The following is an 18,816-nucleotide window of genomic DNA, read 5'->3' as shown; positions in this document are numbered from 1 at the left end:
CGGCGCAGGAGCCGACCCGGCGCAGGGGATTGCCCGGACGCACAATCGGCCGGAGGGCCGGCCTCCCACCGGGGGGCAGGGTGCGGCCCGTAGGAAGCCAGCCCCCTGGCCGATCCGGCGCAGGAGCCGATCCGGCGCAGCCGATCCGGCCCTAGCCGGTGGAAGGCCCGGCCTCCGCCGCGGCGTCTTCGGCGGGTTCGGGCTCGCTCTCCATGGCCGCATCGATCCAGTTCTTGACCGCGATCAGCAGGCCCATGGCGAGGAAGGCCCCGGGTGGCAGCAGCGCCAGCAGGAAGCCGTGTTCCTCGGGGAAGAACTCGATCCGCAGGGCATGCCCCCATTCGCCCAGCAGCAGGTGGAAATCGGCGAACAGCGTGCCCTGACCCAGCAGCTCGCGCAGCGCACCCAGCGCGATCAGCACGCCGGTGAAGCCCAGCCCCATCATCAGCCCGTCCAGCGCGGCGCGCGGGACCGAATTGCGCGAGGCGAAGGCCTCGGCGCGGCCGATGATCGCGCAGTTGGTCACGATCAGCGGGATGAAGATCCCGAGGATCAGGAACAGGCCGTGGAACCAGGCGTTCATGGCCAGTTCGATCGCGGTCACGATGGAGGCAATGATCAGCACGTAGACCGGGATGCGGATCTCCGAGCGCACGTGCTCGCGGATCAGCGACACGATCACGTTGGAGAGCAGCAGGGTCAGGGTGGTGGCGATGCCCAGGCCCACGGCGTTGACCACCGTGCCGGAGATCGCCAGCAGCGGGCACAGCCCCAGCAGCTGCACCAGGCCCGGATTGTTGTGCCACAGACCGTCACGGATGATGTCGGCGGGCGTGCTCATGGCGTTGTCTCCTGATCATCGTCGGGCGTGAGCGGCTCGATCACGGCCGCTCCCTCGCCGGGTTCGGTCGCCAGCAGTTCCTCGCGATGGGCTTCAAAGTACTCCAGGGACCGGCGCACCGCATGCACCACCGCGCGCGGGGTGATGGTGGCGCCGGTGAACTGGTCGAAGGCGCCGCCGTCGCGGCGCACCGTCCATTCGTCGGCCGGCGGATCGCCCAGGCGGCGGCCCTCGAAGTCGTGGATCCAGTCCGAGCGTCCGGCCTCGATGGCATCGCCCAGGCCCGGCGTCTCGCGGTGTTCCGAGACCCGCACGCCCAGCAGTTCGCCCTCGCGGTCGATGCCGACCAGCAGATGGATGTCGCCGCTGTAGCCGTCGGGTGCCACGGCGGAGAGGACCACGCCCGTGATGCGATCCTCCGCATCCCGCGCGAACCAGGCCGGCAGGTTCGTGCCGCCGAGGTCGTCGTGGCTGAGGGTCGTGGTGTCGGTCACCGGCTCGTTGACGTAGTCCAGCTCGCCCAGCAGATCGGCGATCCGCTGGCGGTTGACCTCCATCCGGTTGGCCTCGATGCGCGCCTCGGTCGCGCTCTGCACCAGCGCGACCAGACCGGTGCCGGCCCCGGCGAAGGCGGCCAGCAGTGCGGTGGTGATCGCGATGTCGCGCGGCTTGAGCCCGGTCACGGCCCGGCCCCCGGCGGTGGTCCGCCTCCGCGCGAATGGCCGTAGACGCGTGGCCGGGTGAAGTGATCCAGGGTGGGCGCGACCATGTTCATCAGCAGCACCGCAAAGGCCACCGCGTCGGGGTAGCCGCCCCAGGTGCGGATCACGTAGATCAGCAGGCCGATGCCGGCGCCGTAGAGGATGCGCCCCAGCTTGGTGGTGGCCGCCGAGACCGGATCGGTGGCGATGAAGAACGCCCCCAGGATCACCGCGCCACTGAACACGTGGAACGCCGGCGAGGCATGGGCATCGGGATCCAGGATCCAGAAGAACCCGGCGGGGATGGCCACGCCGAGGATCACCGCCAGCGGGATCTCCCAGCGGATCACGCGGCGGAACAGCAGGTACAGCCCGCCCAGCAGGAAGAAATTGCCGATCCATTCCCAGCCGGTCTCGGTGAAGCTGCCGAATACCGGGCTGGCGGTCACTTCGGAGACCGTGCGCCCGGACACCAGTCCCTCGCGCAGGGCGTCCAGCGGTGTGGCGCGCGTGATGGTATCCCATTCCATGCCGGCCGGCAGGCTGCCGGTGAGCACCGTCTGCAGGCTCTGCCAGAGCCCCAGCGGCATCTGCGGCAGGGTCTCCGGGGCCGGCCACAGCGCCATCTCGCGCGGGAACGAGACCAGCACCACCACATAGCCGACCATTGCCGGGTTGAACGGGTTGTAGCCCAGTCCGCCGTACAGGTGCTTGGCGACCACGATGGCGAACGCGATGCCGATCAGGGTGACCCAGAACGGCGCCAGCGGCGGGATGGCCAGGGCGAACAGCCAGCCGGTCACGATCGCCGAGTTGTCGGCCAGGGTTGGCCCCACCGGCCGCCGGCGCAGCGCGACCATGGCCGCCTCCAGCGCCACCGCGAAGCCCACCGCCAGGGCGACGTTGATCAGCACGCCCCAGCCGAAGAACCAGGTCATGGCGAGGGTGCCGGGGATCAGGGCCAGCAGGACCTGCTGCATCACCCCGCCGACCGAGTGGCGCGGGATGATGTGCGGTGAGGATTCGGTGCGAAAGCGCATCAGCGTCCGTGCTCCTGACTGTCATCCGTGGCGTTCGTGGTGTCCGCCGAACCCGTGTCTTCGGAGCGGCCGGGCTCGCCGGTCTCCGCGGGTTCGGTTCCCGTGCCGGTGTCGCCGGGGGTGGGGGAGCCAGCTTCGGGGGCCTCCCCGGTGGAACCGGCGGAAGAACCGGTGGCGTCTGCCTGGCCCTTGCGCGCCGCCTTGCGTGCACGCGAGCGTTCCAGCGCGGCCTGGATGGCGGCCTGCTTGTCGTCGTCCTGGCCTTCCTTGTTCTTCACCGCGGCCTTTTTCTTTGCCAGTTTCTCGGCCTTTTCGCGCTCCTCGCGCTCCAGCCGGGCCTGACGGAACTCGTAGCGCTCGCGCGCCACGTCCGACTTCTGGCGTTCCTTCTCGCGGGTCCAGATCTCGTGCTTGGCGTAGCGGTAGTACTGCACCAGCGGGATGTTGCTGGGGCAGACATGCGCGCAGCAGCCGCATTCGATGCAGTCGAACAGGCCGTAGTCCTGGATGGCGTCGAAGTCCTTGGCCTTCGCCTGCCAGTACAGCTGCTGCGGCAGCAGCCGGGCGGGGCACACCGCCGCGCATTCGCCGCAGCGGATGCAGGGCATGCGCGGGCCAGGGGAGGGGGTATCCTGCGGGCGCGTGGCCAGCAGGCAGTTGGTGCCCTTGATCACCGGCAGGGCGTCGTCGTGCACCGCGAAACCCATCATCGGCCCGCCCATCACCAGGCGGTCGACCTCGGCGTCGTAGCCGCCGGTGGCCGCGACCAGGTCGGCGAACGGCGTGCCGATCAGGGCGTTGACGTTGCGCGGCCTGTGCACCCCGGGGCCGGTGACGGTGACCAGCCGCGAGACCAGCGGCCGGCCCTGGATCACCGCGTCGCAGATCGCGCGGAAGGTCCCCGGGTTGTGGCAGACCATGCCCAGATCGGCGGGCAGCCCGCCGCTGGGAACCTCGCGGCCGGTCAGGACCTGGATCAGCTGGCGCTCCCCCCCGGTGGGATAGACGGCGGGAATGGAGACCAGCTCGAGGCGGTCGGCCAGTTCCGCCGGCGCATTCTCGGTGAGGGCGCGCATGGCCTCCGGCATGCTGTCTTCCACCGCGAACAGGATGCGCTCCACGCCCAGCAGGTGGGCGACGATGCGGATGCCCTCGAAGACCGCCTCGGGCGCGGTGCGCATCAGCATGTCGTCGGCGCTGATCCAGGGTTCGCACTCGGCGCCGTTGACGATCAGGGTGTGGATGTTCTGGCCGGCGCGCGGATTGAGCTTGACCGCAGTGGGGAACGCCGCCCCGCCCAGGCCCACCACGCCCGCCTCGCGGATGCGCTCGCGCAGCCGGCGGCTGTCGCGGGTGTCCCAGTCCAGCCACGGCTCCATGCGGGTGTCGCCCCATTCGTCGCGGCCATCCGCGCGGATCACCACGCAGGGGGCGGACAGGCCCGAAGGGTGCGGGACCGGGTACTCGCCGATGTCCTCCACCACGCCCGAGGTGGGGGCGTGCACATGGGCCGCGATGTAGCCGGCGGCCTGACCGATGCGCTGGCCCTTGGTCACGCGTTCGCCGACCTGAACGCAGGGCTCGGTGGGATCCCCGATGTGCTGGCACAGCGGGACCGTCAGGCGTTCGGGCACGCCCATGGTCAGCACCGGCTCGGCAGTGCTTGCTTCCGTGTTGTCGGCCAGTTTCAGGCCGCCATGAAAACGGTGCAGCTGCATGGTTGCGGTATCAGGCGGAGGCCCGCGGTGCGTCGCGCGGCCGTTCGATGGGCGAGGGTTCGGGTTCCGACCAGCCCCATTCGCTGATGTCGGTCTCCACCGGCACCATGTAGATGCAGTCCACGGGGCAGGGTTCGATGCACAGCTCGCAGCCGGTGCATTCTTCCTCGATGACGGTGTGCATCTGCTTGGCCGCGCCGACGATCGCATCCACCGGGCAGGCCTGGATGCACAGGGTACAGCCGATGCACAGGTTCTCGTCGATCACCGCGACGCTCTTTTCCTGTTCTTCCTCTTCCAGTGCCTTGGGGTCGCGGTCGAGCAGATCGGCCAGCGCCTCCACCGTGGCCTGCCCGCCGGGCGGGCAGCGGTTGATGTCGGCCTCGCCGGCGGCGATGGCCTCGGCGTAGGGCCGGCAGCCGGGGTAGGAGCACTGTCCGCACTGGGTCTGCGGCAGCAGCGCGTCGATCTGGTCCACCACCGGGTTGCTCTCCACGCGGAAGCGCTGCGCGGCATAGCCGAGCACCAGGCCGAACAGGGCGGCCAGCGCGGTGATGGCGAGTATGGCGATCAGGATGTCCATGTCAGGTGGTTACCAGCCCGGAAAAGCCCATGAAGCCCAGCGACATCAGGCCCGCGGTGATCATCGCGATCGCACTGCCGCGAAACGCCACCGGCACGTCGGCGACCGCGATGCGTTCGCGGATCGCCGAGAACAGGATCAGCACCAGCGAGAAGCCGACCGCGGCGCCGAAGCCGTACAACGCCGATTCGACGAAGTTGTGCGCCTCCTGCACGTTCAGCAGGGCCACGCCCAGCACCGCGCAGTTGGTGGTGATCAGCGGCAGGAAGATCCCCAGCACGTTGTACAGCAGCGGCGAGGTCTTGCGCACCACCAGCTCGGTGAACTGGACCACGGCCGCGATCACCAGGATGAACGCGATGGTGCGCAGATATTCCAGGTCCAGCGGGGCGAGGACGAATTCGTTGATGACGTAGGAGGCCACCGCCGACAGCGTCAGCACGAAGGTCGTGGCCAGGCCCATGCCGGTGGCCGTCTCGACCTTGCGCGAGACCCCCATGAACGGACACAGCCCCAGGAATTTCACCAGGACAAAGTTGTTCACCAGGATCGTGCTGATGAGGATCAGGACGTATTCCAAGTCGGTTCCTGCCCGCAATTTCCGAGTAACAGGGTCAACAACATAGTATCGACCCCCGTGGATGGCACCTCAACCCTGCCCCGGCCACGGTCATGGCCGGGTGGTCAGGCGGCGGTTCCCCAGCGTTCGGCCAGGGCGTTCAGGCTCAGGGCAGGGTGCGGCTCCCCTTCCGGATCCGCATGGCCGGCGCCGGGCTCCGGCGCCGGGCAAGCGGTCCGGAGCCAGCCCTGGCGCGCGGCATCCAGCTGCCGGCGGTCCGGCGACAGCACCAGAACCTCGTCCGCCTGCAGCCCGGTCTCGGCGACCAGGCGCCCGAAGCTGCCGGCGTCGCGGCGTCCGCCCAGGCGGGTGTCGAAGAAACCCGCCAGGCGGGCCTCGAAGTTGCGGTCCGGGCCACGCCGCAGCCACTCGCGCTGGGTGGTCACCGGCGTGGCGCCAAAGCTGTACAGCGCGATGTTGGCCCGTGCCAGTCGCGTCAGCGCCGCCGCCGTATCCGCGTCCAGTTCGGGCCGCAGGCCGCCCTGTTCCAGCACCTCGGTCCAGATCAGGCCCTGCAGCTGGCGCAGCGGGCTGATGTCCTGCCCTGCGCGCATCCAGCTGTCGATGCGCACGCGCAGCTCGGCGTCGTCCAGCTCGCGTCCGGCATAGGCCCGCAGATCGGCGAGGGTGCGTTTCACCAGCGGGTCATCGGCGCGCTGTTCCAGGAACGGGCCCAGCTCCTCGCGGGCACGCGGTTCCAGGGTTGCGGCCAGGACATCCGCCGGGGCCAGCATGCCCTCGAACGCGAGCACGATTGCCTGGGGAGCCGGGGTCATGGGTGCAGCTGGCGCGCGAGGATCTCGCACTCGAACATGAACTCGAAGGCCTCGACCCGCTGGATCGCGGTTTCCACGGTGTGGCTCCAGGTGTACAGGCCGTGCCCGGCGATCAGATAGCCGGCCAGGTCCGGCTGACGGCTCATGCGGTCATCGACCTGCGCGGCCAGCTGCTGCACGTTCGGGTCGTTGGCGAACACCGGTACGTCGATGCCTTCGGCGGGGTGCTGCACCACCGGCAGTTCACGCAGGACCTCGTAGTCGCTCAGATGCAGCCCGCCGGGCAGCTGGCGCGAGAGCACCGTGGCATTGGCCGAATGGGTATGCAGCACCGCGCCCAGGTCCTTGTCGCGGCGGTACATGATGATGTGCAGAAAGGTCTCCGGCGACGGCGTGCGTTCCGCCGGGGACAGCAGATTGCCGTCGAGATCGACGATGATGAAGTCGTTCTCGTCGAGCATGTCCTTCTGACGCCCGGGAGCGGAGACCACGATATGGCGGTCGTCCAGGCGCGCGGAAAAGTGCCCGGCGCGGGCCGGCAGCCAGCCGCGGGCCGCGAGACGGGAACCGGCATCGGCGAGCAGGCTCACCTGGGCCTTGAATTCGAGACTGTTTTCCATGCGTCCCTTGTTGGCAAAAGGCGGGCAGCTTACGCGAGCACCGGATGCAAATCCATGACCCGCATCACCGGCATGCGGATCACTTGACCCGCATGCCGGGCCGGGCCCCTTCGTCGGGGCTCAGGATCCACAGCTCGTCGCCCCCCGGTCCGGCGGCCAGCACCATCCCCTCGGAGACGCCGAAGCGCATCTTGCGCGGGGCAAGGTTGGCGACCATCACGGTGTGGCGGCCGACCAGGTCTTCCGGGGCATAGGCCGACTTGATGCCGGCGAAGACCTGGCGGCGTTCGCTGCCAATGTTCAGTTCCAGGCGCAGCAGCTTGTCCGCGCCCTCCACGTGTTCCGCGACCTCGATGCGGGCGACCCGCAGGTCGACCTGTGCGAAGGTGTCGAAGTCGATGGTATCGGCGATCGGTTCCACCGCCGGGTCCGGTTCCGCGTCCCCGGCCGCCGCCCCGCTCGCCGCCTCGTCTGCCGCGGCCTCGCCGCCGCCCAGCGACGCCTTCGATGCCTCGAGCAGGCTTTCCACCGTGCTCCCCTCGATACGGGTCATCAACGGCTTGAAGCGGTCGATCGAACGGCCGGTGAAGGCCCGGGTGCGTCCGGCCCAGGAGAGGTCGTCCTCGCGCAGGAAGGCCGCCGCTTCGTTCGCCAGCTTCGGCAGCACCGGTGCGAGATAGATGATCAGGATGCGGAACAGGTCCAGCCCCTGGGTGTTGATGGCCTGCACCTCGGCCTCGCGCCCCGCCTCCTTCGCCAGCACCCAGGGCCGGGCCTCGTCGATGTACTGGTTGGCCTGGTCGGCCAGCGCCATGATGCGGCGCATGGCCTGGGCGAATTCGCGGTTTTCGTAGGCCGCGGCGATCGCCTCGCCCTCGTCGACGAATGCCTGGTGCAGGTCGGGGCGCGGCAGTTCGGCGGCCAGCTGGCCGTCGAAGCGCTTGGTGATGAAGCCGGCGCAGCGGCTGGCGATGTTGACCACCTTGCCGACCAGATCGGAGTTCACCCGCTGGATGAAGTCGTCGAGATTGAGGTCGAGGTCGTCGACCCCGTCGCCCAGCTTGGCGGCGAGGTAGTAGCGCAGGGCCTCGGGGTTCAGATGGTCGAGGTAGTCGCGGGCGCGAATGAAGGTCCCGCGCGACTTGGACATCTTCGCGCCGTTGACGGTCAGGAAGCCGTGGCAGAACACCGCCGAGGGCGTACGATAGCCCGCGCCGTGCAGCATGGCCGGCCAGAACAGGGTATGGAAGTAGGCGATGTCCTTGCCGATGAAGTGGTACAGCTCGGCATCGGAATCCGGTCGCCACCAGGCGTCGAAGTCCTCGCCGTGTTCGCGCGCCCAGGCGCGGAAGCTCGCCATGTAGCCGATGGGGGCGTCCAGCCACACGTAGAAGTACTTGCCCGGCGCCTCGGGGATCTCGAAGCCGAAGTAGGGCTCGTCGCGGGAGATGTCCCAGTCGCTCAGCCCGGCCTCGAACCATTCCTCCAGCTTGTTGCGGATCGCGTCCTGCAGGCGTCCGGAGCCCGTCCATTCGCGCAGGAAGGCTTCGAAGTCGGCCAGGCGGAAGAAGAAGTGTTCCGACTCGCGCGACTCGGGGGTGACCCCGCTGATGGCCGACACCGGCTCCTGCAGCTCCATCGGGCTGTAGGTCGCGCCGCAGGCCTCGCAGGAGTCGCCGTACTGCTCCTCGGCCCCGCATTTCGGGCAGCGGCCCTTCACGAAGCGGTCCGGCAGGAACATCCCGGCCTCGGGGTCATAGGCCTGGTCGATGGTGCGGGTCTCGATGTGCCCGGCGTCGCGCAGGGCGCGGTAGATCTCGCCGGCCAGTTCGCGGTTCTCCGCCGAATGCGTGGAATGGTAGTGGTCGAAGCCGATGTGGAAGCCGGCGAAATCCGCCTCGTGTTCCTCGCGCACGCGCTCGATCAGGGTCTCGGGTTCGATGCCCTCGGCGCGCGCCTTGAGCATGATGGGCGTGCCATGGGCATCGTCCGCGCAGACGTACACCACCTCGTGGCCGCGGGCGCGCTGGAAACGGACCCAGATGTCGGTCTGGATGTACTCCACGAGATGGCCCAGGTGGATCGGCCCGTTGGCATAGGGCAGGGCACTGGTGACGAGGATCTTGCGCGGCGTGTCGGTCATGGGCCTCGGGATCTGTGGTGTCGGGTCGCGGGTGTCCGGCCACGGGCGGTGCGGCCGGCGGGTGATCCGGAAACGGATATTGTCCGGTGTGGCCGGCGGGATGTCGAGCCGCCGGAACGGACGAGGAGGCCGGGTTAATCCATTTCCCGGTGCCGGTCAAGCCGGCCGTTGTCCACAGAACCTGTGGACAACTCTGTGGGAAAAACCATGGCAGGCGAGCCAAACCCTTGTCAGTGCGTGGCTTGCATCAGATTGGGCAAATATCAACCACTCTGAATAAAATCCCTTCGAAACAGAAACTTGCAATTTTTCCGCGTGTCGTCCCCGGCCGTGATGCGTGCCCGGCTGCCGACTCTGCCCGGGGCGTGCCGGTCTGTGCAAAACCGCGCAGGATACAGTGTGTCAGCGGGCGGCACGGACCTCGCGGATTTCGTCACGCTGCAGCCGAATCACGATGAACCCGCCATGCAGTCGCTGGCGCAGGCGCAGGTGATCGTCGCCCGCCTCCAGCAGTCGGCCCGGGCGACGGTGCCCGCGTTCGGTAATCACGATGGCGTATCGGTCGACATGCCCCGGCAGGGCTTCCCAGGCGAGGGTTCCGCCCGTCGGGGCGCCCGGTGCGAGCGCGGTTTCAGTCCCGGAATCGGGTGCGGATGCGGTGGCGCGCTCGGGCTCGCGGTCGCGCGCTGCCTCCATGTCCGGAGAGTCGCCCCCCGTGTCCGGCTCCGTCGCGTCGGGCAGGCCGACGAAATCCCCGGTGTGCAGGACCACGGGCCCGATGCGCTCGCCGTTGATCGCGAGGCGCAGATCCACGCGGTCGAGGAGTTCTATCGGCGAATCCAGACCGCGTGCCCGCCGCAGCGGAGCGCGCACGCGACCCGCCTGCAGCTCGATCGAGTCCGGCTGCGCGACGAATTCGCGATAGCCGCGCGTCAGGGCCGGCCCCGGCTGCAATCCGGCATCGGCCCATGTCTGCAGCCATTCGCCCATGTGATGTTCGCGCCAGGACTCCGCCTCCAGGCCGGCTTCGCGGAGGCAGAAGTCCTGCAGGGAGGCGTAATAGCCCGCATCGCGATATTCGAGGCCGAACTCGCGCATGGGCGCTTCCAGCAGCGCCGGGACGAAGCGTTCCAGGTCGCGCGAACCGGCGCGGGGCTCGAACTCCACCCGGCCGTGGAAGCCGCCGAGGGCGCCGGCCTGGTATGCGCCGCGCAGCTCCAGCCGCTCGCCACTGCCTTCAATGCGATAGGACAGCGCGAGGTCCACGGGCGCCCGCGCCATGCCAAGACGGTCAAGCACCTGCCCGGGCCCGGCGTCCGCCAGGGCACTGCAGCCGGCGGTGTCCAGGCGGGTGAAAAAACGGGCCAGGGGGGCATCCGCGTTGGCGCGCGACCATGTCGCGGGGACCCGCAGCTGGTGCACGGAGGCGCCGAGGGCTCGCGGCAGGCGGTCGCGCTCCAGGGTGCGGCGCAGGCGCAGAAGCTCCGGGATGCCGTCCGCCTCGACGCTGATGCGCTCGGCCCGCAGCCGCCCGGGGAGGGCGTGCGGGTCGAAGCGCACGCCGTCGACGTGCAGGTGGCCGTTCAGGCCGATGCGCACCCCGGAATAGTCCAGCTCGCCCAGCGGGCGCAGTTCCGCCGCGAACTCGTCGAGGCTGCGCTCGATCTGACCGATTTCGTACTGGTGATACCCCAGTCCCGCGACCACCAGGACCGCACCGCCGATCGCCACTTCCTTGAGCATGATTTTGTCCGGACCCTTCCCGCTGGATACGCGTCGCGCAAGTCTTCACATTACGGGTTTCGACCGGGCGATGCACGGCGCGGCATGCACGGCGGGCGGGTTCTGTCGGCCGGGTCACATTGCCGGAGCTATCGGGTGACGGGTGTCAAGCCCCGTGACTGTCCACAGAACCTGTGGATAACTCTGTGGGAAAACCCGTGGCATTTGTCCGCAAGCCTTGTCAGACGGGGCTTTGCCTCAGATTGGTCAAAAAACGACCAACTTTTTAAAAACGATTCATAAACAGGGACTTGAAAAAGTTTTGTCGAGTGTCTTTCCGGCTGTTTTCGCTATCCTGTCCCGCCGGGGTGGCCGATCGCCGCGGATGTGCACAAATCGGACAATCTGTCGGGCTGGGGCCTTGACAGGCCTCCTCTCGGCCCGGATCCGGGGACGCCGAAAGTCGGCCGTGGCGTGCAGTCATTGGCGTCCCGGTCTGCGGGCAGTAAAATCGCGCGATCACACTCCCAATCAACGGAAACCGGGCAACCATGGCTGAACTCTCGCGCGAGCAGATCGAATCCGCCCTGAAGCAGGTGCAGGACAAGTACCTCGAAACCGACCTGGTGTCCGCCAACCAGGTGAAGGATATCCGCATCGACGGCTCGCGGGTCGCGGTGGACATCGAGCTGGGTTATGCCGCTTCCGGCTACCACGACGAACTGCAAGCCGCGGTGGAGCAGGCGGTGCGCGGCGTCGCCGGGGACGCGGCGGTCGAGGTGAATGTCGGCTGCAAGGTCCTGACCCACGCGGTGCAGAAGAGCCTCAAGCCGATGTCCGGGATCAAGAACATCATCGCCGTGGCCTCGGGCAAGGGCGGGGTGGGCAAGTCCACCACCGCGGTCAACCTGGCCCTGGGCATGGCGGCCGAGGGTGCGCGTGTCGGCATCCTCGACGCCGACATTTATGGCCCCTCCCAGCCGCGCATGCTGGGGATCAAGGACAAGCCGGAGTCGAAGGACGGCAAGCACATGGAACCGCTGGAGCGCCACGGCGTGCAGGCGATGTCCATCGGCTTCCTGATCGACGAGGACACGCCGATGATCTGGCGCGGGCCGATGGTGACCCAGGCGCTGGAACAGCTGATCAACGAGACCAACTGGAAGGACCTGGACTACCTGGTCATCGACCTGCCGCCGGGCACCGGCGACATTCAGCTGACGCTGTCGCAGAAGATCCCGGTCTCCGGCTCGGTGATCGTGACCACGCCGCAGGACATCGCCCTGCTGGACGCGCGCAAGGGCCTGCAAATGTTCGAGAAGGTCGAGGTGCCGGTGCTCGGGATCATCGAGAACATGAGCATCCACATCTGTTCGAAATGCGGTAACGAGGAGTACATCTTCGGCCAGGGCGGCGCGGAGAACATGTCGGAGGAATACGGCGTGGACCTGCTGGGCGCGCTGCCGCTGGACATCCGCATCCGCGAGCAGGCCGATGGCGGCGAACCGACCGTGATCGCCGACCCCGATGGTCGCATCACCGAGATCTACCGCGAGATCGCGCGGCGCACCGGCGCCCGGCTGGCGGAACAGGCGCGGGACTACAGCAGCAAGTTCCCCAACATCGTCATCCAGAACAACTGATGACGGCGGGCGATCAGGGATGACCATCAAGTCCGACCGCTGGATCCGTCGCATGGCCGAGGCCGAGGGGATGATCGATCCCTTCGAGCCCGGCCAGATCCGTTATCGCGACGACGAGCGCATCGTCTCCTACGGTACGTCCAGCTACGGCTACGACGTGCGTTGTTCGGATCACTTCAAGATCTTCACCAACATCAACTCGAGCATCGTCGATCCCAAGGGCTTCGACGAGGGCAGCTTCGTCGACGTGCATGCCGACGTCTGCATCATCCCGCCCAATTCCTTCGCGCTCGCGCACACGGTGGAGTACTTCCGCATCCCGCGCGACGTGCTGACCATCTGCCTGGGCAAGTCGACCTACGCCCGCTGCGGCATCATCGTCAACGTGACCCCGCTGGAACCCGAGTGGGAAGGCCACGTGACGCTGGAGTTCTCCAACACCACGCCGCTGCCGGCCAAGGTGTATGCCAATGAAGGCGTGGCGCAGATGCTGTTCCTGCAGTCGGACGAGGAGTGCGAAACCTCGTACAAGGACCGCGGAGGCAAGTACCAGGGCCAGCGCGGGGTCACGCTGCCGCGCACCTGAGACCGGCCGGGGTTTTCTTACCGCTGCAGCGCGAAACGGCGCTCGGCCAGCTCGTATCCCAGATCGATCATCTCCCGTGCGCGGTGGAAGTCGAACACCCCGCAGGCGTTCACGGGTACCTCGATCAGGTGCTCGGGGTTGTAGGCGGCCACGCGGAAACGCGCGATGCTGCCCTGCATGGCCTCGATGGAATGCGAGACCATGTCGATCAGGCCCAGCGCCCGCGCCTCTTGCTCCTCGGTCAGACGCGAGTCGGTCTCGCCGAGTCCCAGTCGCCCCTGCCAGTCCTGCAGCCAGGAGCCAATGCGGTCGGGCAGCACGTCGCGCGCGCTGCGCAGGCCATCGCGCAGGCGAGTGGCGGCGGAATCCCCCTGATGGTCCCCGGGCGAGCTGCGTTTCGGACCCAGACGCTCGTCCACCCGTCCGTTGAGGCTGACCGCGATGGTGACGTCGCTGTCGTCGTAAAGGGTCGGGGCGATGGGGACCGGGTTGAGCAGGCCGCCGTCCACCAGCAGCCGCCCGTTTAGGCGCACCGGGGTGAACACCGTGGGTATGGCGATGGACGCGCGAATCGCGTCGAACAGCGCGCCCTCGTTGAGCCACACCTCGCGCTCGCGTTCGATGTCCGTGGCCACCGCGGTAAAGCGGATGGGCAGATTGCGGATGTCGGTATCGCCCAGCATCTCGCGGAGCTTTTCGACCAGGCGTTCACCGCGGAACAGACCGGCTCCGGAGAACGAGAAATCCAGCAGTCGCCAGACGTCCTGACGCCGCAGGGTGCACACCCATTCCTCGTAGGTGTCCAGCTGTCCGGCGGCATAGATGCCGCCGACCACTGCCCCCATGGAGGAGCCGGCAATCGTCCGGATCTCGTAGTTCGCATGGTCTTCCAGCCAGCGGATGACCCCGATCTCGGCGAGACCGCGAGCGCCGCCGCTGCCGAGCACGAGCGATACCGTTCTGGGGGCGGTCCTGTGGGAACTAGCCAAGGGTCAGGGCGTTCTTGACTGCGGTTATGCTGAACGTCTCCATGTCTTCGGACATGCGCAGGATCGCTGGTAGCTGGCTCACTCCCTGACGTCCGCGGGGGATGGCGTAGTGCCGGACGCCCTCCTTGATGGGGGTCAGTTCCTCGAACTCGAGGTAGACGGAGTAGCGCCGGTTGCGCTTCTGCAGACGGATCGCCTCGATATAGCAGTCAAAACGGTTCTTGCGGATTCGCTCCTGAACTTCTTCGGCGGTTTCCGGCTTGCGAAAGCCCCGTAGCATGGTCTCCAGCCAGTGCTGATAGAAGCGGCGCGAACGTTCTTCCCGGGCCTGGGCCTCCTGCAGACGTTCGCGCAGGGCCAGTTCCTGGTCTTCGGCATGTTTGAGAAGTTTGTTCAACTCGCTCTGGAATTCCTCCAGCTCCTTGCGTCCCTCCGCGTCGTCGGCACCGGCATCGACCGAAAAAATATGCGTGCGCATTTTCTCCAGCAGGCGCAGCATGGAGATCACGCGGAGATCCAGCTCGTCGGTCTTGCGGCTCCAGCGGGCCGCCGAATCCATGCCGAAGTCCCGGACCTCGCCCGCAAGTTCGATCAGCAGGCGCCGCAGGCTCATGTACAGGTAGTCGAAATCGTCCGGCGTGCTGGCCTCCTCGCGAAGCAGTCGGTCCATCTCCCGGAGAATCTCGTTTTCTACCGCCTTCTCGAAGTGCATCACCCGCCGCGTGATGGCGTGGTCCAGTGACGAGGTGCCCGGGTCGATGGGTTCGCGCAGCATCGGGGCCAGATAGTCGTGCTGGGCCTTCCACAACTCCTCCACCGCCGCGACGATGTTGCCGCTCAGCTTGCGTTGCAGCGTGACCATCCGGGTCAGGGTGAATTGCACGATCTTCTGGACATTTTCCTGGTCCAGACTCTCGGTCTTCGCCGGTATGACCGCCGCGTTGAAGTAAACGAAGCGGTCGCCCGTGACCTCCTCGCGCAGGAAGCGGCGTACCGAGAACGGGTTGAGATGGTCGCCCTCCGTGGGAGCGATCAGGTAGATAGTGGTGGCCGTCCGTACGATGTCGCACTGACGCGTACGTGCCTCCGGGGCGACGACATCCCGGATGAAGGGGTGCGCGTTCTCCTCCAGTGTGGTGACCGGCAGAGTCCGGAACCGGTAGCCGAGCAGCTGGTGTTTCAGGAATACCTCGATGGTGTAACGCTTCACATTGGCGGCACTGATCCCGCGATAGTTGCGGCCCACGGTGAACGATGCCCGGCGCGTCAGCTCGACCAACCGGAACAGGTAGGCGTCGCGCAGGGCCTTTTTCTGTTTCTGCAGGGCCAGGTCGTCGCCGGTATCGAATTCGTCCAGCAGGGACAGCGAACCTTCCAGGTGGTCGGCGAAGGCCTCGGGCGTCTCGGCGCTGTCGATATCCTCCTGAGCCTGTTTCAGGCGGGCACCGATATCCCGCAGTTCCGGGCTGGAGGTATTGTGGAAGGCCTGCTCGAAGGTCAGAGGCGGTTCGTACTCCAGCTGTTTCAGTTTGGCGTTGTAGCGGATCCCCTTGGGTTCCAGGTATTGATGAAACGCGTATTTTCGCTCGTTTTCACCGAGCTGACGAAGGTTGGCCTCCAGGCGTTTCTTCCAGTCCGGATCCGCGATGGGATCCAGCTCCATCAGCTCGCGGATGATGCCCTCGGGCAGTTCCAGCCGGTCCGCGGCGAATACGCGCTGCCGGTCATCGGTTTTCTGCTGTTCCGCGAGGGCTTCACTCATGCTCTTCCACCTCCATGGTTCGGTCCAGCTGCGGGACGGCGTCGCTTGCTCCAACGGCATCCTGCATCTGCTCGGTATCGACCCCGAGTTCCTCGAGGCGCTCGGCGTAGGGGTTCACCCCGGCTTCCGGGTCATAGGTCGGTCCGGCCGACTCCGACTCCGCCAACTCCGGAGAAATGATGGATGAGGGGGTCTCGGGGTCTTCGTCCGGGGGAGCGAGTTCCGGGCCCCAGAGGCTGTAGCCTCCGCCGACCAGGGCGACGGTCAGCAAGACCAGTGAAACTCGTCCTGGCAAGACAGGCCGCGTGTGGTAGCCGGGCCCTTCGTGCGTCGTGTCGGCGTCGGGTCTTCCGGCTGGTACTGCGGGTGATTCCGCGGCGGGTGCGCGCCGGCGTGGTGCCGGCCGGGGTCGGGTATCGTCCATCGCGTGCCCGCAGGCGACGCAGGTCTGTCGCTCGGCTTCCTGGCGTTCGCCGCAGTGCGGACACTGGCGCATCTCCCGGAAGCCGGCGTCGCTACCGAACAACGGCGTGGCTTCGTCCTCGCCGTCCGCGTTGTCTTCCGCGGTGGCCATATCGCAGTGGATGCCGTTGCGTTCCAGTCGCTGGACCAGGTGTCTTGCCTCTGCCGGGTCGGCAAAGGACGCGATGTGTGCGCCGGGATCACACAGGATTTCCTCGGCGCGCGCCCGAGGTGGCCCGCCGTGGGACGACGGGTCCGTGTGAATCGACAGGGCCCGTTCGAGGGTACGCAGTGCCGGTTCGCGGTCGACGCGGTCGTTGAGCCCGGCAAAGCGGACGTTGGTCCGGGTGTCTGGCATGATCTGTCCGTAGAATGCGGTCGGGTAAATACCAGAAGAACAGGCAGGTTGAACTATTGCACGCCAGATTATGTGACGCAAATCTCGTTCAGGACCCCTTAAGCAGGTAATCCTGCAGCGCAGTGGCCTGTTCTCCGGCCGGTTCCTCGATGCGGATCTGCCAGACCGCGGCCGGGTGGTCCGGGCTCCAGTCGCTGAAGACCACCAGTCCGGCGTAAGGGCCGGAACCGGTGATGCGGCCGTGGATCAGGCGTCCCTCGGAGTCGGCATCCAGCCGCACGGAGAACTCCGGGGCGGGCGCGGGAAGCGTCCAGGAACCGTCGCGGCCGTGTTCGCGAAAGCCCTCGCTGGAGGGCACCGCAGCATCGCCGAAATGGCGCTGCAGCAGCGGCACCGCCAGGCGGTGCGGCAGGCCCAGCACGGTTTCCACGCCGGCGCGCCCCCGGTCCACCGCGCGCGCGGCGGTGTCCAGCGGATTCCTGCGACGGAACGGATTGCGCAGCCAGCGGATCATCACGCCGGCATGATCAAACAGCCCGGCCGGTGCTGCAAATAGGCACAGGTTTCGCCCGAGCCACCCCCTGGCATCCGGCCGGCAGGGTCGCTACGGTGAAATGGCTACAGGCCACACCAACGTTCCAGGAGGTCCTTATGGGTTTTGCCCTGTCCGACATGCAGCTCATCAGCCCGGAATTCGAGTCGCGCGGGAAGATCCCGGCGCGCTACACCGGCGAGGGCGAGGATGTGTCCCCGCCGCTGGCCTGGAGCGGGGCCCCCGAGGGCACCCGCGGGTTCGCGATCATCTGTCACGATCCCGATGCCCCGCTGGTCAAGCCCGGCGCCTACGGTTTCGTTCACTGGGTGCTGTACAACCTGCCACCCGACGTCACCAACCTGGAGGCCGGCACCTCGCTGGGGACCGCCGGGCACACCGATTTCGACCGCAGCGGTTACGGCGGCCCCATGCCGCCCGGCGGGCACGGCGTGCACCACTACTTCTTCTGGGTGCTGGCGCTGGATGCCGATCTCCAGGCTCCGCCGGGGCTGACCCTGGAACAGTTCCTGGAGCGTGCCGAACCGCACGTGATCGGCATGAACCGGCTGGTGGGCACCTACACCCGCGACTGATTCAGTCGAACTGCGAGTCGCCGCGCAGGGCCGAGGCCAGGGTGCCGGTCATGCGGTCGAAACGACGCTCCAGATCCACGCGCCAGTAGCCTTCCCGCTCGCCCGTGTCGGGCTGCGGGCTGGCGGGGTCGACGCGCACGTGGCGTCCGCCGGTGGTGCGCATGTGCTCGATGAACCGCAGGGCGTTGGCGCGCTCGCGAAAGCGGCAGCGATAGTGCTGGCCGACATGGCCGGTCTGCTTGCTGGAGGCGACCGCGTCGTCCATGCCTTCGAGGAAGGCGCGCCCGAGGGCGCGCTCGATCTCCGGGTCGCCGGTGTGTCCGTGCTCGGTCAGGAAGACCGCAAGCCGCATCAGTCGGTGGGTGAAGTATTCCGCGGGCAGGTCCAGCAGCTGCCCGCTGCAGACACGGATGTCGTTGATGCAGGAACGGCCGGTCACGTACTTGGCGCGCACGCCGTTGTCCTCGGCCTTGAGCACCAGCCCCTCCACGCCGCGCGCGTCCAGTTCCAGGATCCGGTGGCGCAGGGCCTCGAGCTCGTCGGGGTGGAACACGCCGTGCTGCGCCGGCTGCGGCAGACCATGGCGCTCGATCCGGCGCTGCTTGTCGGCATGCGGCAGAAAGCCCGCGTGATCGCGGCGCATCATGTCGAACACGAACAGCTGGATGTCGTGTTCCACCTGAGCACTGGTGCCCTCCATGTACGGGGTGTCGGGGCCGGCGATCTCGGCGCACAGGATCAGCTCCGGGTCCTCCTCGAACACCTGCGGGTCGACGAAATCCGGCACCCGGTCGGTGGCGAACGGGCACACGAATCCGCCGCGCGAGAACGCGTAGATCGCGTCGCCCTCGCGCAGGATGCGCACGTTGAAGCCGTCGATCTTCTCCTCGGCCCGGAACGGGCCGTCGAACTGGCGCGGCAGGCCGGCGGCCAGCGACTGGATGCGGGCGATGGACGGGTAGCCGGGCAGCACGCGCCCGTCGGGCAGCACCACGCTGCCGCGCGGAAAGCCATCCACGCTCTCCAGCAGGCGGTGGGAGGTCAGGTCCGCGAACTGCTGCTCGCGGGCGCGGCCCTGTTCCAGGGCGTCACTGAGGGTTTCCGGGTCCATGCTTCAGTGTACCG

At 67.5% G+C, this 18,816-nt stretch carries 18 protein-coding genes; 3 read left to right on the top strand and 15 right to left on the bottom strand.

All coding sequences use genetic code 11. The features are described from left to right. Positions 1-151: 151 nt before the first annotated feature. From F620_RS0110895 to F620_RS0110850, 10 genes are all read right to left on the bottom strand, one after another. Positions 152-841, bottom strand: coding sequence for an electron transport complex subunit E (locus tag F620_RS0110895; RefSeq protein WP_019570584.1), 690 nt, complete (start codon positions 839-841; stop codon positions 152-154). Continuing rightward, the gene (gene rsxG, locus F620_RS0110890) at positions 838-1,524 is read right to left on the bottom strand and encodes an electron transport complex subunit RsxG (protein WP_019570583.1); all 687 of its coding nucleotides are present in this window, start codon (positions 1,522-1,524) and stop codon (positions 838-840) included. The genes F620_RS0110895 and rsxG overlap by 4 nt, the downstream gene beginning before the upstream one ends. Then, positions 1,521-2,582, bottom strand: a complete 1,062-nt coding sequence (gene rsxD / locus F620_RS0110885; protein ID WP_019570582.1) for an electron transport complex subunit RsxD — start codon at positions 2,580-2,582, stop codon at positions 1,521-1,523. The genes rsxG and rsxD overlap by 4 nt, the downstream gene beginning before the upstream one ends. Continuing rightward, positions 2,582-4,300 carry an electron transport complex subunit RsxC gene (rsxC, locus tag F620_RS0110880; RefSeq protein ID WP_019570581.1) on the bottom strand — a complete coding sequence of 573 codons (1,719 nt, stop codon included), beginning with the start codon at positions 4,298-4,300 and terminating at the stop codon, positions 2,582-2,584. The genes rsxD and rsxC overlap by 1 nt, the downstream gene beginning before the upstream one ends. Before the next feature lie 10 nt (positions 4,301-4,310). Next, positions 4,311-4,883 (bottom strand): electron transport complex subunit RsxB, encoded by a 573-nt coding sequence (gene rsxB / locus F620_RS0110875; protein WP_018946216.1) that lies wholly within the window; start codon positions 4,881-4,883, stop codon positions 4,311-4,313. A 1-nt stretch (position 4,884) separates the two neighbouring features. Continuing rightward, positions 4,885-5,463, bottom strand: coding sequence for an electron transport complex subunit RsxA (rsxA, locus tag F620_RS0110870; RefSeq protein WP_018871175.1), 579 nt, complete (start codon positions 5,461-5,463; stop codon positions 4,885-4,887). A gap of 104 nt (positions 5,464-5,567) precedes the next feature. Then, positions 5,568-6,278 carry a hypothetical protein gene (locus F620_RS0110865; RefSeq protein ID WP_019570580.1) on the bottom strand — a complete coding sequence of 237 codons (711 nt, stop codon included), beginning with the start codon at positions 6,276-6,278 and terminating at the stop codon, positions 5,568-5,570. Beyond that, entirely contained in the window at positions 6,275-6,898 is a 624-nt protein-coding gene (gene mtnB / locus F620_RS0110860; RefSeq protein WP_019570579.1) for a methylthioribulose 1-phosphate dehydratase, read from the bottom strand. The genes F620_RS0110865 and mtnB overlap by 4 nt, the downstream gene beginning before the upstream one ends. Positions 6,899-6,977: 79 nt before the next feature. Continuing rightward, positions 6,978-9,041 carry a methionine--tRNA ligase gene (gene metG / locus F620_RS0110855; RefSeq protein WP_019570578.1) on the bottom strand — a complete coding sequence of 688 codons (2,064 nt, stop codon included), beginning with the start codon at positions 9,039-9,041 and terminating at the stop codon, positions 6,978-6,980. 402 nt (positions 9,042-9,443) lie between these two features. Next, positions 9,444-10,784, bottom strand: a complete 1,341-nt coding sequence (locus tag F620_RS0110850; protein ID WP_019570577.1) for a hypothetical protein — start codon at positions 10,782-10,784, stop codon at positions 9,444-9,446. A 530-nt stretch (positions 10,785-11,314) separates the two neighbouring features. On the opposite strand from F620_RS0110850, the gene apbC reads away from it, so the two are divergent. Both apbC and dcd read left to right on the top strand, forming a co-directional pair. Continuing rightward, positions 11,315-12,406: an iron-sulfur cluster carrier protein ApbC gene (gene apbC, locus F620_RS0110845; RefSeq protein WP_018871180.1), complete on the top strand. Its 1,092-nt coding sequence runs from the start codon at positions 11,315-11,317 to the stop codon at positions 12,404-12,406. A 19-nt stretch (positions 12,407-12,425) separates the two neighbouring features. Then, positions 12,426-12,992 carry a dCTP deaminase gene (gene dcd, locus F620_RS0110840; protein ID WP_018871181.1) on the top strand — a complete coding sequence of 189 codons (567 nt, stop codon included), beginning with the start codon at positions 12,426-12,428 and terminating at the stop codon, positions 12,990-12,992. 17 nt (positions 12,993-13,009) lie between these two features. Here the strand turns inward: dcd and F620_RS0110835 are convergent, their stop codons facing one another. The 4 genes from F620_RS0110835 to F620_RS0110820 form a co-directional block, all read right to left on the bottom strand. Continuing rightward, positions 13,010-13,939: a patatin-like phospholipase family protein gene (locus F620_RS0110835; RefSeq protein ID WP_019570576.1), complete on the bottom strand. Its 930-nt coding sequence runs from the start codon at positions 13,937-13,939 to the stop codon at positions 13,010-13,012. A 34-nt stretch (positions 13,940-13,973) separates the two neighbouring features. After that, entirely contained in the window at positions 13,974-15,743 is a 1,770-nt protein-coding gene (locus F620_RS0110830) for a hypothetical protein (protein ID WP_019570575.1), read from the bottom strand. Beyond that, positions 15,736-16,563 carry a Ran-binding zinc finger domain-containing protein gene (locus F620_RS0110825; RefSeq protein ID WP_019570574.1) on the bottom strand — a complete coding sequence of 276 codons (828 nt, stop codon included), beginning with the start codon at positions 16,561-16,563 and terminating at the stop codon, positions 15,736-15,738. The genes F620_RS0110830 and F620_RS0110825 overlap by 8 nt, the downstream gene beginning before the upstream one ends. 88 nt (positions 16,564-16,651) lie before the next feature. Next, positions 16,652-17,077, bottom strand: coding sequence for a hypothetical protein (locus F620_RS0110820; protein ID WP_019570573.1), 426 nt, complete (start codon positions 17,075-17,077; stop codon positions 16,652-16,654). Positions 17,078-17,214: 137 nt separating this feature from the next. On the opposite strand from F620_RS0110820, the gene F620_RS0110815 reads away from it, so the two are divergent. Further along, on the top strand, positions 17,215-17,691 hold the full coding sequence (locus F620_RS0110815; protein WP_019570572.1) for a YbhB/YbcL family Raf kinase inhibitor-like protein: 477 nt from the start codon (positions 17,215-17,217) through the stop codon (positions 17,689-17,691). 1 nt (position 17,692) lies between these two features. On the opposite strand, the gene F620_RS0110810 is transcribed toward F620_RS0110815, so the two are convergent. Further along, positions 17,693-18,802 carry an RNA ligase gene (locus F620_RS0110810; protein WP_019570571.1) on the bottom strand — a complete coding sequence of 370 codons (1,110 nt, stop codon included), beginning with the start codon at positions 18,800-18,802 and terminating at the stop codon, positions 17,693-17,695. Positions 18,803-18,816 lie beyond the last annotated feature (14 nt).

The sequence above is a fragment of the Thioalkalivibrio sp. ALE11 genome, assembly GCF_000381205.1.
Taxonomy (GTDB): Bacteria; Pseudomonadota; Gammaproteobacteria; order Ectothiorhodospirales; family Ectothiorhodospiraceae; genus Thioalkalivibrio.
This window is presented reverse-complemented; position numbering and strand designations above follow the sequence as displayed.